Genomic DNA, 706 nt, shown 5'->3' with positions numbered 1-706 from the left:
GGGCTATGCCGGCGTCGCCGACGCGCTCAGCGTGCTGTCCGACGGGCCGCATTTCGGCGGCTCGCTCGGCGACCTCGCGGCCGCCCGCCGAGCGTTCGACGGGCCGATCCTCGCCAAGGACTTCTTCATCGACGTCCGCCAGGTTGCAGAGTCGCGCATAGCTGGCGCCGATGCGATCCTCGTCATGCTGTCGCTGCTCGACGATGCCGCCGCGCGGGCGATGATCGCCGAAGCGCGCTGCCTCGGCATGGACGCGCTGGTCGAGGTCCATAACGAGGCGGAGATGCGCCGCGCGCTTGCGCTCGGGGCGCCGCTGATCGGGATCAACAACCGCGACCTTCGCGACCTCAGCATCGATCTCGGCACGACGCACCGGCTGGCGAGGTTCGCGCCCGACCGGCTGCTCGTTTCGGAGTCCGGCATCCAAACTAGGGCTGACGTCGAGGGAATTGCACCGCTCGTCGATGGCTTCTTGATTGGTTCGTCGCTGATGCGCTCTGCCGAGCCGGCTCAGGCGGCGCGGAAGCTCGTCTTCGGACGGACCAAGCTGTGCGGCCTGAATTGCGGCGCGGACATCCGCGCCGCCCGGCCAGCGGCGTTCGCAGGCTTCGTCTTCGTGCGTGGCAGCCCCCGCCATGTCACGGCAGACGAAGCCGCGCCGCTGGCCGGTCTTGCCCGCCGCTCGGGCATTCGCCCCCTCGGCGTG

The 706-nt window shown here is 70.1% G+C and carries 1 protein-coding gene; it reads left to right on the top strand.

Annotated features, from left to right (window positions below):
• Positions 1–706: hypothetical protein (locus GH737_RS14975; protein ID WP_230558863.1), on the top strand; the 706-nt coding region annotated here is incomplete at both ends.

It is taken from the genome of Sphingomonas segetis, from assembly GCF_009720245.1.
Taxonomy (GTDB): domain Bacteria; phylum Pseudomonadota; class Alphaproteobacteria; order Sphingomonadales; family Sphingomonadaceae; genus Sphingomicrobium; species Sphingomicrobium segetis.
Note: the sequence above shows the minus strand (reverse complement) of the source record. Positions and strands in the feature narration are given on the sequence as shown.